This is a genomic window from Gulosibacter sp. (genome assembly GCF_052090685.1).
GTDB lineage: Bacteria > Actinomycetota > Actinomycetes > Actinomycetales > Microbacteriaceae > Gulosibacter.
Map to the genome: position 1 here is coordinate 24,654 of NZ_JBQDBE010000017.1, position 12,714 is coordinate 37,367.

Here is a 12,714-nt window from a genome sequence, read left to right on the forward strand (position 1 = left end):
GAACCCCGCCCGTTCTCATTGACCGAGGAGTATCAATGACTCAAGCATCCGCCTATCCGGAGATGCTCGCACTCGCATCCGAATGGAGCGACGACACTCTGACCGTCCAGGCTGGGCGACCCGCGCGGGTTGATGGCGCCGCGACGAATCCTCCCCTCGTACTCAGCACGACCTATATGCATGACACGGAGCGTGCCTATGGTCGCGACGGAAACGATGGTTGGGGTGCGATCGAAACCGCGATTGGTGCGCTCGAGGGAGGTACGGCCGTCGCCTTCGCATCCGGACTTGCCGCCGTCAATTTGGTCCTCGATTTCGTTCCGGCAGGTGGCACTGTCGTGTTGCCGAGTGTGGCCTACTACGGCGTGACGAACCTCTTCGCGCGTGCCGAAGCGAACGGCCGGCTCACGGTTCGCACCGTCGACGCCGCGGACACCAACGCGGTCATCGCGGCTGCGGCAGGTGCCGACATGGTGTGGCTGGAATCCATCGCTAATCCGACGATGCTCGTGTCCGATGTCCCGGCGATTATCGAGGGTGCCCGTCGGAACGGTGCCATGACGGTGGTCGATTCGACGTTCGCGACGCCGCTGCGCCAGAAACCGCTTGATTTGGGTGCCGACATCGTCATCCATTCCGCGAGCAAGCTCATTAGCGGCCACAATGATGTGCTCATGGGCATTGCGATTTGTCGCTCGGCCGAGCGGGCGCAGGCGCTCGCGACTCACCGCCACGACCATGGTGCGGTTCCGGGTGGCCTGGAGGCTTTTCTGGCACTGCGGGGCCTTCGTACTCTCGCCTTGCGGCTCGACAAAGCCGAAGCAAATGCGGGTGAACTCGCTCGTCGGCTCAGCGAGCATCCGCACGTCACACGGGTGAATTATCCGGGCCTACCGAGTAGCCCGCAGCACGAGTTGTCTGCCAGGGTGCTTCCGAAGGGATGCGGAAATATGCTGTCCTTCGAGGTCGCGGGAACGGCCGAGCAGACGGACGAGATTCTCGACGGACTTCGCCTGCTCGCGCACGCGACGAGCTTGGGCGGTGTCGAAACGCTGATCGAACGGCGAACCCGTTGGGAACCCGAAGTGGCTGCCGGTGTACCGATGACCCTCTGCCGTGTCTCCGTCGGCATCGAAAATGTCGATGACCTGTGGGCCGATCTCGACGCATCCATTCGCCGAGTGCTCGGCTGAGCTGTCGTGTCTGACCAGCTCAGTGCCGCACTTGCGGCGACGGTGCAATCGGCTCGCAAGGCTCGAGGGCTCACGGTCGCTGCGCTTGGCGAGGCCTCCGGTGTTTCGCGCGCCATGATTTCCAAGGTTGAGCGAGGGGATGCGCAGCCCACCGCGGTCTTGCTCGCGAAGCTGTCGGGGGCGCTCGGGATGACGCTCTCAGAATTGATTGCGCGTGCCGAGGGGGATTCCTCGCGGCTGCGACGTACTGCGCAGCAGGCTACTTGGGTCGATCCCGACACCGGTTACGAGCGTCGTGCGGTTTCGCCAGCCTCGAGTGCCGCGGTCGAGCTCGTGGATGTTGTGCTTCCGCCGCGTGCGGAAGTGTCGTATCCGGCGGAGGCCTATCAGTTCATTGATCAACAGATCTGGATGCTCGACGGGCAGTTGCGCTTCGTCGAAGGAGAGCAGACCCACGAACTAGAAGTCGGCGACTGCCTGCATCTCGGCAATCCCGTGGACTGCAAGTTCATGAATCCGGGTGACGCTGAATGCCGCTACTTAGTCGTGCTCGGCAAGAACGCTGCGCCTCGACGTGCGGTGTCGCCGCAAAATGGCAGTCGCTAGGGCGGCCCCTACTTGGGGTGGCGCCGGGCCGCTGTGAGGTTGGTTGTCTACACGCCGTTGCTCTGCTGACCGCGGCGGAGATGGGTTCCGGGCGGGTGCGAAGCCGGTCGCCTACTTTGCGATATAGCCACCGTCCACTGGGATCTGTACTCCGGTGAGATACGCGGCTGCCGGGCTTGCAAGGTAGGCGACCGCGCCGGCCACATCCTCGGGCGTTGCAATGCGTCCGAGCGGGATGGCTCCGGCCACAAACTCCTCGGTGCCTTGCGGGTCCTCCTGTTCGGCGACCCATTCCTCGTATAGCGGTGTCCGGGTCATGCCCGGTGCCACGGAGTTCACGCGGATGTTCAGTGGCGCGAGTTCAACGGCCGCAGCAGTCGTGAGCGATCGCATGGCACCCTTGCTTGCGCTATAAATCCCCATTGTCGGGACGCCGATGTGCGCAAGCCGCGAGGTCACATTAATGATCGCGCCGCCTTCGCCACGCTCGCGCATTGCTCGACCTGCCGCTTGCAGGCACTCAATTGCCGCGAACGAGTTGGTGTCAAAGGTATTGCGGATCTCTTCGACCGGCGTGTCGAGCAGCGGACCGGTGTGGTCGATCGCGGCGTTGTTCACGAGCACGTCGAGCTGCCCGTGTTGGCGGACCGTGTCCTCGACAAGCTTTGCCGGTGTGCCCGGCTGCGTGAGATCAGCCTGGATGAATGTGGCGCCGTCACCGAGCTCGCTCGCGACCGCAGCTCCTCGCTCTTGGGAGCGTCCGCTGATGACCACGGTCATCCCATCCGCGATGAGTCTGCGGGCAATCTCAATGCCGATTCCCGAGGTTGATCCGGTCACGAGCGCGACACGTGTGGCAGTCATGGTGTCCTTTCAGGAGCAGTTGTTGTTTCGTCTTCTTGCACGCACCTTGCAAAGTGGTCACTCCTTAGGGTTAAAACTGCGGATAACCCCAAGCAGTGACCACTTTGTTGAAGGCCGTTTTGCAGAATGGTCACTGGTTGTTGCTATTTCCGCCGATACCAACAAGGAGTGACCACTCTGCGGGAGGAGGTAGCGCCGCTACTTCGCTTTGGCGCCGATGAGGGTTTCGCCCTGCGCAAGGCGCAGGTGGTCGTCGCTGCCGGGAATGACGTTGCCGCGCAGCGAGCGTCCGGCGGTTTCACGGAAGGTGAGAATCGAAATGAACCCGATAACGCCGGCAGCGGCGAGGTAGTAACCGGGCATCAAGAAGTCCCCGGTTGCGGCGACCAGCCCCTCATTGATCGCACCGGCGGTACCACCGAAGATCGCGGTCGACAGGTTGTAGCCGATTGCGAAGCCGGAATAGCGCACTGCGGTCGGGAAGAGCGCTGGCATCGTCGAGGAGATCGTCGCGAGAATCATCGTGAGGAAGATGCCGAGGATGCCCATTCCGGCAAGCTGCGCCCAGACACTGTCGATGTTCACGAGCATGATCGCGGGAATCGAGAATATGGCGATTCCGAGGCTCGCGACGATCAGCTGCGGTTTTCGTCCGATCTTGTCGCTCAGCGCCCCCAACGGCACAATGATCGCCATCATCACCAGCTGAATGATCACGAGCGTCATATTCGATTCGACCACCCCGTGTCCTAGCGTCGCCGACAGGTACGTGGGCATGTAGGTCAGCACGAGGTAGAAGCCAACATTGATGAGCACCACAAAACCGATGAGCTTGAGCAGCTGTCCGGGGTAGGTGCGGATGAGCGTCGCAAAGGACTTCCACGCCGAGGCATTCGCGTCGGTGTGAGCCGAGTCCTCGGTAAAGGTCTCGGACTCTTCGAGACTGCTGCGCATCCAGAGTGCGACGAGACCGAGCAGTAGCGTCACGAGGAATGGCGCACGCCACCATCCGGCCATCATCCCGTCTTCGCCGACAATGAGCGTCAGCGTGGTGCAGAGAATCGCGGCGCCGCTGAACCCGGCGAGCGTTCCGAACTCGAGGAAGGAGCCGTAGAACCCGCGTCGATTATCGGGGGCGTGCTCGGACATGAACACAGCCGCACCCGCGTATTCGCCACCCGCGGAGAACCCCTGCACCATGCGGAGCAACACGAGCAGAATTGGTGCGAGGAATCCGACGTTGTCGAAGGTGGGCAAGAGTCCGATTGCCGCCGTGGACACACTGATCATGATGATCGTGAACACGAGCACTTTTTGTCGACCGATGCGGTCGCCCAACGGCCCGAGAATGAACCCGCCGAGCGGTCGCACGAGGAATGACACCGCGAAGGTCGCGAACGCCATGATGCGCGGGAGCGCCCCGGCGTCGTCATTGAAGGTGAAGAACAACTGCGAAATGTAGACCACGAGGTAGCCGTAGATTCCGTAGTCGAACCACTCAATGGCGTTACCGATTGCCGAACCCGCGACGGACTTCCGCGCGGTTTTCTTTTGCATCGGTGTCAGGTCGATCTCCCGAGTAATCGGGGGAAGCGACTGTGCTTGAGATTGCTCGTGTGTCATGTCTGCTCCTTTACAGATTGGCGATCGAGCGAGAGTTTCCGATCGAACTCCTGGTTGGTGTTCAGTCGGTGATTGCACCAAGCCGCAGTGCAATCAAGGCAAAAGCCCGAGCCGCGATGTGGAGTTCTGTGACAGATACTCTCTCATCCGGCTGATGTGCTTGTCCCGTAATATCCCCAGGTCCGAGCACAATTGTGGGCACATTGTGATGATTGGCGAGGAATCCTCCCTCGCAGGATGCAGACCACACCCCGGTATCTCCGGGGCCGCCAACCTCGCGTACCGACTCGCAAGCGAGGCGTACGAAGTCACTTTCGGGGTCGGTCAAAAAGCCCGGCATGGTCATTTCGACGGTGCCTGCAAATTGGATGCGTTCGGTGCCCGGGCGGGCATGGTTGCGATGGCGTTCGCGCACCTCGCTAAGCAAGTTGTCGAGGATCCCCTCGGGGTCTTCTCCGGGTAGCGTGCGACGGTCAATCGAGACGCTGCAGCGGTCGGGGACGATGGATGTGCCGTGACCGCCTTCGATCATGCCGACATTCCAGTCGCCCGAACCGAGTACGGGGTGTTTCGCGCCGTGGAGTTTTTCGTGGTCGGCTTCGACTGCCGCCACGAGGTCGGCGGCGGCGTAGATCGCGTTCGCGCCCTCTTCGGGTTTCCCTGCGTGTGCGCTCGCGCCGGTGATGTCCACCCGCAGATTGGTGGCGCCGCGGCAGGCGGTAATCGCCGTGAGCCCGGTGGGTTCGGCGACGACGCAGCCCGCGTAGTTTCCGGGAGCGACCGTGTCGATGTAGCGCAGTGCACCTTTCGCGTCGACCTCCTCGTCGACGGTGCACACGAAGGTCATCGGAATATCGGGCGCCTCCGCGTGCACGGCATGCATCGCGGCGATCACGGCGGCAAGACCGCCTTTCATATCGGCCGCACCGCGCCCAAAGAGTTCATCCCCGAAGCGTCGCGGCTCGAAGGGGTCGCCGCTCCAGCCTGCGCCGGCTGGCACCACGTCGCTGTGCCCGAGGAAGAGGATGCCGCCCTCGCCGTCATTCGGGCCGAGTCGCGCGACGAGGTTGGGCCGGTCGGCTTCGACATAGTCCACCTCGACACGGGCGCCCAGCACCCGCAGCGACACGCCTATTCGTTGGGCGACCGCCTCCTCATTCCCACCGGGATTCTCGCTCGCGGCGCGAATCAGGTCGCTCGCGAGCTGCGCGATCGCTTCCGGATCAATCCGGTTGAGCACGCGCTCGGTGATGGGGATGTCGTCAACTGCGTTGTCCACGATGGCCTCCGGAGGGGTGTGTGCATTCACGCGGCAACTCCGGTTGAAGAGTGCACGGCCTCCTCGAGCGCGGCGTGTAGACGCGTCACACCTTCGTGGGTTCTAGCCGGGGTTGAGGTGGCGAAGCACAGGCGCAGCGCGTTTCGGAAGGTTCCCGAGGCCGTAAATGCGGGCCCCGGAATATAGGCCACGCCGTGACGCAAGGCGATCGGGAAGAGTTCTTCCGCATCCACCTCCGCATAGCGACCGCGGAGCGTGAGCCACAGGAAGAAGCCGCCCTCGGGGTTCGTGGCGGTAACGTCTTCGCCGAATACCTCGCGCAGGGAGTCCAGCAGCGCGTACTTGCGCTCGCGGTAGACGCCGCGCAGTCGGTCGACGTGCGCATCCAGTGCGCCCTCGGCGAGGTAGTCGGCGACGATGTGCTGCATCGGCACTCCGGTGCAGGTGTCCATCGACTGCTTCGCGTTGATTGCGAGCTGGCGAAGCGAGGGGTCGAGTTCCATCCAACCGATTCGAAGGCCCGGCGCGAGCACCTTTGAGAAGGTGCGCACCTGGATAATCCGCGGGTTGCCGGGGCTCAATTCGGCGAAGCTCGGCACCGATTCGCCCTCGAAGCGCAGCGAACCGTAGGGGTCGTCGTCAACGATCACGGCATCCCATTCTTCGGCGAGCCGCAGCAGCTCGAGGCGGCGCTCGAGCGACATCGTGGTGCCGGATGGGTTCTGGAAGTTCGGTACAGTGTAGATCGCCTTGGGCGTCTGGCCGTGTTCGGCGACGAGCCGCGGCAGGTCTTCGACGACCATGCCAGCCGCGTCGATCGGAGCTTCGAGGATGCGCGCCTGATAGCTCTGCGCGGTCCCGATTCCGTTCGTGTAGGTCGGCGCTTCGACAACCACGGTGTCGCCCGCGTCGATGAGGAGCTTGAAGGCAATGTCGAGCCCCTGCATCCCACCGGTGGTGATCAGGATGCGCTCGGGGTCGGTCGCAAGTCCGCGTCGCTGCAGGTGCGCGGCCACCTCGCGGATGAGCTCGGGCTCACCCTCGGTCGCGCCGTAGTCGAAGCGGCCAGCCGTGGGAGCTGCGAAGAGTCGCGCGAAGTCCGCTTCGGGGATCAACTCGGCGTTCGGTGCGCCCATCGCGAAGCGCACAATATCGTGCGTCTGCGAGGCGAGTAGCGAGGTCGACGAATCGATAACCGAGCCGTGGAGCTGCTCGACGCGCGAAGAAAGCCGTGGGCAGGTCGTGTTCTCGGGCTTGATCAACGTGTTGGCGTTCATATGTGACTCCTATTCGGAACGACGATGAGGTCTCGTGGGGCGGTGGTGAGTTGTTCGACGCCGGATGCGGTGACCCGGATCGATTCGGAGGCTTCGAACCCGAAGCCGGTCATCCACATCCCCGCAATGAGGTGGAAGGTCATGTTTTCTTGCAGCACGGTCTGGTCATCGCGGCGCAGGCTCACGGTGCGCTCGCCCCAGTCGGGTGGGAAGCCGATGCCGATCGAGTAGCCGAGACGGGAGGCTTTGCTATACCCGGCCTTGCTGATCACCGCAGTGAACGCGGCAGACACATCGTGGGCGGTGGCGCCCGCGCGGACGGTAGCGAGTGCCGCTTCGATCCCCGCCACGGTTGCGGCGGCGAGCTGCTCGAGTTCTCGTGTGGGCGTGCCAATTACTGCGGTGCGCGCGATCGGTGCGTGGTAGCGGCGGTGCACGCCGGCGAGTTCGAAAGAAATACCCTCCCCGGCAGGCAGCGGCGTCTTGCTCCAGGTGAGGTGGGGTGTGTCGGCGCCCGCACCGGTGGGGAGCATCGGCACGATTGCGGGGTAGTCGCCGTCCACGGCGGGCTTGTCGCCGGCAGCTCCAGGGCCGAAGGCCTGGGCGTACTGAATTGCGGCGGCCACCTCGTTCGCGGGGCGACCGGCGGCGAGCGCGTCGACCCCGGCCTGCAGCGCGAAATCGCACACGCGGCCCGCGGCCCGCATGTATTCAATCTCGGCGGGAGACTTCACCAGCCGCACCCAGTTCACGAGGTCGTGTGATTCGACCAGATCCCACTCGGGCAGCGACTCCTGCAGCGAGCGGAAGGTTCGCACGGCGAAGAAATGCGCTTCGCCCTCGTAACCGACTCGCGCTGCCTGCCCGAACCCGCGCTCGCGAAGCTGCTCACCCATCCACTGCCCCGGGTGGCAATCGCGCTGGTGCACGAGCCTCTCGGGGTAGCCGAGGACATTCTCGAGTGCGATCCCGGTCGCGGTGCGGTGCGCGCCGTTCGCATCCATTTCGCGGAGGATGAAGGTCGGCTCACCGTCCACGGGTAGGTGCAGTACTTGCGGGGTATAGAAGGACCAGGCGTTGTACCCGGTGAGGTAGTAGAGGTTTGCCGGGTCGGCAATGAGCAGCGCATCAAAACCCTGTGCGCGAGCAGCCTCGCGCACGCGCTCTTGGCGGGCGGCGTACTCGCTTTCCCCGAATGGGATGGGGAACGCGGTGCTGTCGTTAACCGTGGTCATATCGTGATTCTTTCTACCTGGATGGGCGTGGCACCGTTGCCTCTGATGGAACTGTATTGCTTGACACTCTTTCGAGGAAGCCGGTGCAACTTCCCAATATGCTTAAGTGGTACTTAAGTATGCTGACGACGGTGTCAAACGTGGGGGAGGAACATGCTCGATGTTCGCAAGCTGAGCCTATTGCGGGAATTGGAGCGGCACGGCAGCCTCGTGGGGGTCTCGCGTGCACTCGGGATCTCTTCCTCTGCGATTTCGCAGCAGCTCACCAAACTCGAGTCCGAAGTGGGCATGCCGCTGCTCGAACGCATCGGCCGGAACGTGCAGCTCACTCCGGCGGGGCAGTTGCTCGCGAGACGAGTCGGCCAAGTGGAAGAGATCCTTGAGGATGCGGAGGCCGACCTGGAATTGCGGCGTTCGCGAGTCCAGGGTGTGGTCCGCTTCGCCGCGTTCTCAACATTCGCGATTCGCTACGTGCCGGAACTCCTGCGAAGGATGCGTGAGACGCATCCCGACGTGGTGGTCGAGTTCGCACACGTGGAGCCGACCGAGGCGCTTGAAGCTGTGGCGGGCCGGCGAGCGGACATTGCGGTCACCGATGAATATCCCGGCATCCCTCGCGCCACCGATACCCAGATGACCTCGACGTTTCTCTTGCGGGACGCGATTTCGGTGTATGTCCCGAGCGAGGTGGCGTCAGTGACCGAGCTGGCAGAGCTGCCGTGGATGCTCGAGCCGATTGGGAGCGGCGCGCGGGTGTGGGCGGAGCGGATGTGCCACGGCGCTGGATTTTCGCCGCGGGTGTTATTCGAATCCCCGGATCTGCGATTGCACTACGACCTTGCGGCGGAGGGGCTCGCCGCAGTGTTCTTGCCCGATATGGTCGCGCAAGACGAGCGAATACGCGCGAGTAATCTCGCGGACTACCGATTCGAATGGCCCGCGGATACGAGCGGCGATCTCTACCGCGATGTCTTCGCGGTGATGCGTCGCGGTGGCGATAGGCGACCCGCCGTTGCGGCATTTATGGCGCATATGAAGGACGTGACTGCGTTCGGGTGACCGTTGCGGAATCCCGAAAACCTCATTGAGCCCCGAGGACGCATAATCCCCGAGGCCCAATGATGCCGCGTGTCCGCCTATTTGCGCGTGTGACTACTTGATTGCCGCGCGCAACTGCGCGGCTGCCGCACCGACGTCCGGTGCACCGTAGATTGCGCCGCCAGCCACGGCTACTTGCGCGCCCGATTCCTGGACCGACTCAATCGTCGTCGCGTTGATGCCGCCAGCCACGGAGAACGGTACGCCCGAAGCTTCCCCGTCCCGAAGCAGCGTGGAGAAGGTGAAGCCCTCTTCGGCCTGTTCGTCGAGACCCGCGTGCATTTCGACAAACTGAGCGCCGAGTGCGACGACCTCTTTTGCTCGCTTCGGCTTGTCGGATACCCCGATGAGGTCAACAACGACGCCCTTGTTGTGCTGCTTGGCGGCCTTGACGGCACCCGCGATGGTGCTGTCACCTGCCGAGCCGAGCACGCTGACAAGGTCGGCGCCTGCGGTGAACGCGATATCGGCTTCGAGTTCGCCCGCATCCATAGTTTTCAGATCCGCGAAGACGACCTTGTCGGGGTGCGCTTGCTTGATTGCGGTGACCGAAGAAAGGCCCGCGTTCTTGATTAGCGGGGTACCCAGCTCAAGAATGTCGACGTGCGGTGCGGCAGCGGCAGCGAGCTCGAGCGCGGCTTCGGTGGTCAGGGTGTCCATAGCGAATTGGAGTTTCATAGTGTTCCTTCTGTTTTGAGGATGCTGTTGTGGGGTGGTTTTAGGGATGCTGTGGCGGGTCGCAGCGTGGCTACTCGATATTGGCGTGGCGAGGCCAGAGCTCGTCGGCGCTTTGGGCGCTGCGGTGCCACAGGGTGTCGAAGATCGCGTCTCCGAGTAGTACGACGATTTGTTCAAAGAGCGAGCCAGCGTATTGCTCGGATGCGGAGCCGCTGCGGTCGAGTTTGTCGGCCGCCGGCACGATGAGCGTGGCCTTCGAGAGGACCGCGAGCGGTGAGGACGGTGAGGTCGTAATCGCCGCGACACTCGCACCGGTGTCGACTGCGGTGCGGGCAGCACGAACAATGCCTCCGGTGGTCCCGGAGCCGCTTGCGGTGAGCAGCAGATCGCCCGGACCGATCGCGGGCGAAGTCACATCCCCCACCACATGGACGGTGAGGCCCAAATGCATCAGGCGCATTGCCGTCATCTTGAGCGCGAGCCCCGATCGGCCCGCGCCCATGAGGAAGATTCGCGGTGCGCTCGCGATGAGATCCGCAACCGCATCGAGCTGATGCGGGTCGGTGCGCTCGAGTGTGTCGATTACCTGCTGGACCTCGCCGCCGATGCGATTCAGCGAGTGGTCAACTCCGATGTTCATAACGTCCATATGCCAATCCTGATGGCATTCGCCCGCGAACGGACCTGCCAGGACGGACGGTTCTACCTACCCATAACGGTGGGAAGGTAGTGGCGGGTAGGGTGTGATCATGACTAAAGATGTGGCCATGACTGACGATGTGGATGTGCCTTCCGCAGCTTCTCGCAGGCTCGTTCAGGAGCATGCGCGCGTGATGGCTGCGCAAGTAGATCGGCACGCAGTGACCTTGGAGAATCTGCTCGCGATTCTTCGCGCCGATCGTGTCGATGATCGCACCGCACGCGCGATGGCGATCGAGGTCGCGACTACCTCGCTCGTGCAACTCCGAATGGCCACGGATGAGCAGCAAAGCAGCATGCTGGAGCCGGTGGTGGGGGCCTTTGCGCGGCTGCAGAACGATCTCCGGCCGCTGGTGCGATTCGGTGGTCTTGATATTCAATTCGTGGAACCTCCCGCATCCGGCCGTGCGCTCCCCAGCGAAGTGGCGCACGCGGCGCGGGCGATCGTCCGCAGCGTGGTGCTCGCCTTCGTTGATTCGGGCGAGGCGAAGCGGGTGCGCATCCAATGGGATTGCGACGGTTTGAACCTGCTGATTGGAATTCGTGATGACGGTGCGGGAGAACTGACCGTGCATGACGATTCGCTGCGTCCGGTCACGGAACATGTGAGCGCACTAAACGGGGATGTGGATGTGGAATCCACGCTGGGCTGGGGGTCCTCGCTCGACATTCGGCTGCCGCTGGACCCACCAGCAACGCCGGAGCCGCTCAGTGACTCCGCCGAGTTATCCGGGCGTGAGCGGGAGGTGCTGCGGCTCGTGGCCGAGGGCGCGAGAAATCAGGACATCGCGACGCAGCTGGGCATCTCTGCGAACACCGTGAAATTCCACGTGTCGAATCTGCTTCGAAAGGTCGGTGCACGCTCGCGCGGAGAGCTCGCTGCCCTGGCTCGCAACTAAAAGCGCCTCAAACAGATACTTAAGCTGCGCTTACGAATATCGGTAATTCGCATCCACTTCTCTTTAGGACTGCGCGGCAATACATTGGTGCGCAAGCCGTGACGTACTCACCGGCTACATACCTACTTAGCGAAGGACACACTGTCGTGCGAATCTCAGTTGTCAAAGAAATCAAGCCGCAAGAAACTCGCGTTGGCCTCACCCCGGCGGGTGCGACCGACCTCGTTCGCCGGGGACACACGGTGTTCGTGGAGCGCGGCGCAGGCGAGAAATCCGGCTACCCGAACGAACAGTACGCGATTGCCGGTGCGGAGCTCACCGACCGCGACTCCGCGTGGGCGCAGGCTGAACTCATGCTCAAAGTCAAAGAGCCCATTGCCGAGGAATACCGCTTCCTGCGCGCCGACCTCACGCTGTTCACGTATCTGCACCTCGCCGCCGACCGCGCGCTGACCGAGGCGCTCGTCGAAGCGGGCACGCTCGCCATTGCTTACGAGACCGTGCAAGACGAAACCGGGTTGCCGCTGCTTACTCCGATGAGTGAGATCGCGGGCCGACTCGCAGCACACGCCGCCGCCACGCAACTCATGCGTCACTACGGCGGTCCCGGACTCTTGATCGGCGGCGCGCCCGGAGTTGCTCCGGCGCGTGTGCTCATCATCGGCGGGGGAGCGGTGGGTACGCAGGCCGCGCACCTCGCACTCGGGATGCAGGCCGAGGTGACCATCCTCGACATGTCGGCAAAACGCATCCGGCAACTCGACGGCATCTTCGAGGGGCGTGCTCGCGTCCTGATGTCTGACCCGCACACCCTCGAATCGGAACTCGCGCAAGCCGATGTCATCATCGGTGCCGTGCTTGTTCCGGGTCGGGCCGCACCCAAGGTGGTGCGTCGCGAACAGCTCTCAATCCTGCGACCCACGGCACTGCTCATTGATGTCGCAATCGACCAGGGCGGTGCATTCGAAACATCGCGGCCCACCACCTTTGAATCGCCGATCTTCGAAGTCGAAGGAATCCGTCACTACTGCGTCGCGAATATGCCCGGCGCGGTCCCGCAGACGGCAACCCGCGCGCTGACCAATGTGACGCTGCCCTATGTTCGCCAAATGGCCGATCGGGGTGTGGCGGCGGCGATCGCCGCGGATGCATCGCTCGCGGCTGGCGTTAATGTCAGGGACGGACGGATCGTCTATCTGGGCGTTGCGGAGGCCTTCCCGGAACTCGCGAACGGTCACCGCGAGAGCGTGGGCGCGTAGCGAA

12 protein-coding genes are annotated in these 12,714 nt (G+C 63.2%); 5 read left to right on the forward strand and 7 right to left on the reverse strand.

Features of this window, described 5'->3' with window-relative positions:
• Positions 1-35 precede the first annotated feature (35 nt).
• Entirely contained in the window at positions 36-1,193 is a 1,158-nt protein-coding gene (locus tag ACTHXA_RS11400) for a trans-sulfuration enzyme family protein (RefSeq protein WP_441672443.1), read from the forward strand.
• 6 nt (positions 1,194-1,199) lie between these two features.
• Positions 1,200-1,799 (forward strand): helix-turn-helix domain-containing protein, encoded by a 600-nt coding sequence (locus ACTHXA_RS11405; protein ID WP_441672445.1) that lies wholly within the window; start codon positions 1,200-1,202, stop codon positions 1,797-1,799.
• 111 nt (positions 1,800-1,910) lie between these two features.
• Here the strand turns inward: ACTHXA_RS11405 and ACTHXA_RS11410 are convergent, their stop codons facing one another.
• The 5 genes from ACTHXA_RS11410 to ACTHXA_RS11430 all read right to left on the reverse strand — a co-directional run bounded on the left by ACTHXA_RS11410 (position 1,911) and on the right by ACTHXA_RS11430 (position 8,077).
• Complete coding sequence (locus tag ACTHXA_RS11410; protein ID WP_441672447.1) at positions 1,911-2,663, reverse strand: SDR family NAD(P)-dependent oxidoreductase; 753 nt, start codon at positions 2,661-2,663, stop codon at positions 1,911-1,913.
• 198 nt (positions 2,664-2,861) lie between these two features.
• The gene (locus tag ACTHXA_RS11415; protein WP_441672449.1) at positions 2,862-4,286 is read right to left on the reverse strand and encodes an MFS transporter; all 1,425 of its coding nucleotides are present in this window, start codon (positions 4,284-4,286) and stop codon (positions 2,862-2,864) included.
• 61 nt (positions 4,287-4,347) lie between these two features.
• Positions 4,348-5,595 carry a M20 family metallopeptidase gene (locus ACTHXA_RS11420; RefSeq protein ID WP_441672451.1) on the reverse strand — a complete coding sequence of 416 codons (1,248 nt, stop codon included), beginning with the start codon at positions 5,593-5,595 and terminating at the stop codon, positions 4,348-4,350.
• Positions 5,592-6,842, reverse strand: a complete 1,251-nt coding sequence (locus ACTHXA_RS11425; protein ID WP_441672453.1) for an aminotransferase-like domain-containing protein — start codon at positions 6,840-6,842, stop codon at positions 5,592-5,594. The genes ACTHXA_RS11420 and ACTHXA_RS11425 overlap by 4 nt, the downstream gene beginning before the upstream one ends.
• Positions 6,839-8,077 (reverse strand): M24 family metallopeptidase, encoded by a 1,239-nt coding sequence (locus ACTHXA_RS11430; RefSeq protein ID WP_441672455.1) that lies wholly within the window; start codon positions 8,075-8,077, stop codon positions 6,839-6,841. Before ACTHXA_RS11430 ends, ACTHXA_RS11425 begins: the two co-directional genes overlap by 4 nt.
• Before the next feature lie 153 nt (positions 8,078-8,230).
• Between ACTHXA_RS11430 and ACTHXA_RS11435 the strand changes: the two genes are divergently transcribed.
• Complete coding sequence (locus ACTHXA_RS11435; RefSeq protein WP_441672457.1) at positions 8,231-9,136, forward strand: LysR family transcriptional regulator; 906 nt, start codon at positions 8,231-8,233, stop codon at positions 9,134-9,136.
• Between the two features lie 93 nt (positions 9,137-9,229).
• Here ACTHXA_RS11435 and hxlA read toward each other — a convergent pair whose 3' ends face one another.
• The gene (gene hxlA / locus ACTHXA_RS11440) at positions 9,230-9,853 is read right to left on the reverse strand and encodes a 3-hexulose-6-phosphate synthase (protein WP_441672459.1); all 624 of its coding nucleotides are present in this window, start codon (positions 9,851-9,853) and stop codon (positions 9,230-9,232) included.
• Positions 9,854-9,923: 70 nt separating this feature from the next.
• The gene (hxlB, locus tag ACTHXA_RS11445) at positions 9,924-10,502 is read right to left on the reverse strand and encodes a 6-phospho-3-hexuloisomerase (RefSeq protein WP_441672461.1); all 579 of its coding nucleotides are present in this window, start codon (positions 10,500-10,502) and stop codon (positions 9,924-9,926) included.
• A gap of 100 nt (positions 10,503-10,602) precedes the next feature.
• Here hxlB and ACTHXA_RS11450 point away from each other — a divergent pair, with 100 nt between their 5' ends.
• A complete protein-coding gene (locus tag ACTHXA_RS11450; protein ID WP_441672463.1) occupies positions 10,603-11,451 on the forward strand; it encodes a helix-turn-helix transcriptional regulator in 849 nt (282 codons plus the stop codon).
• A gap of 146 nt (positions 11,452-11,597) precedes the next feature.
• Complete coding sequence (ald, locus tag ACTHXA_RS11455; protein ID WP_441672465.1) at positions 11,598-12,710, forward strand: alanine dehydrogenase; 1,113 nt, start codon at positions 11,598-11,600, stop codon at positions 12,708-12,710.
• Positions 12,711-12,714: the final 4 nt, after the last annotated feature.

Coding starts and splice junctions, on each gene's coding strand:
- ACTHXA_RS11400 (WP_441672443.1), top strand. CDS start 36: ATGACTCAAGCATCCGCCTATCCGGAGATGCTCGCACTCGCATCCGAA.
- ACTHXA_RS11430 (WP_441672455.1), bottom strand. CDS start 8,077: ATGACCACGGTTAACGACAGCACCGCGTTCCCCATCCCATTCGGGGAA.
- ACTHXA_RS11435 (WP_441672457.1), top strand. CDS start 8,231: ATGCTCGATGTTCGCAAGCTGAGCCTATTGCGGGAATTGGAGCGGCAC.
- ACTHXA_RS11450 (WP_441672463.1), top strand. CDS start 10,603: ATGACTAAAGATGTGGCCATGACTGACGATGTGGATGTGCCTTCCGCA.
- ACTHXA_RS11415 (WP_441672449.1), bottom strand. CDS start 4,286: ATGACACACGAGCAATCTCAAGCACAGTCGCTTCCCCCGATTACTCGG.
- ACTHXA_RS11410 (WP_441672447.1), bottom strand. CDS start 2,663: ATGACTGCCACACGTGTCGCGCTCGTGACCGGATCAACCTCGGGAATC.
- ACTHXA_RS11425 (WP_441672453.1), bottom strand. CDS start 6,842: ATGAACGCCAACACGTTGATCAAGCCCGAGAACACGACCTGCCCACGG.
- hxlB (WP_441672461.1), bottom strand. CDS start 10,502: ATGGACGTTATGAACATCGGAGTTGACCACTCGCTGAATCGCATCGGC.
- hxlA (WP_441672459.1), bottom strand. CDS start 9,853: ATGAAACTCCAATTCGCTATGGACACCCTGACCACCGAAGCCGCGCTC.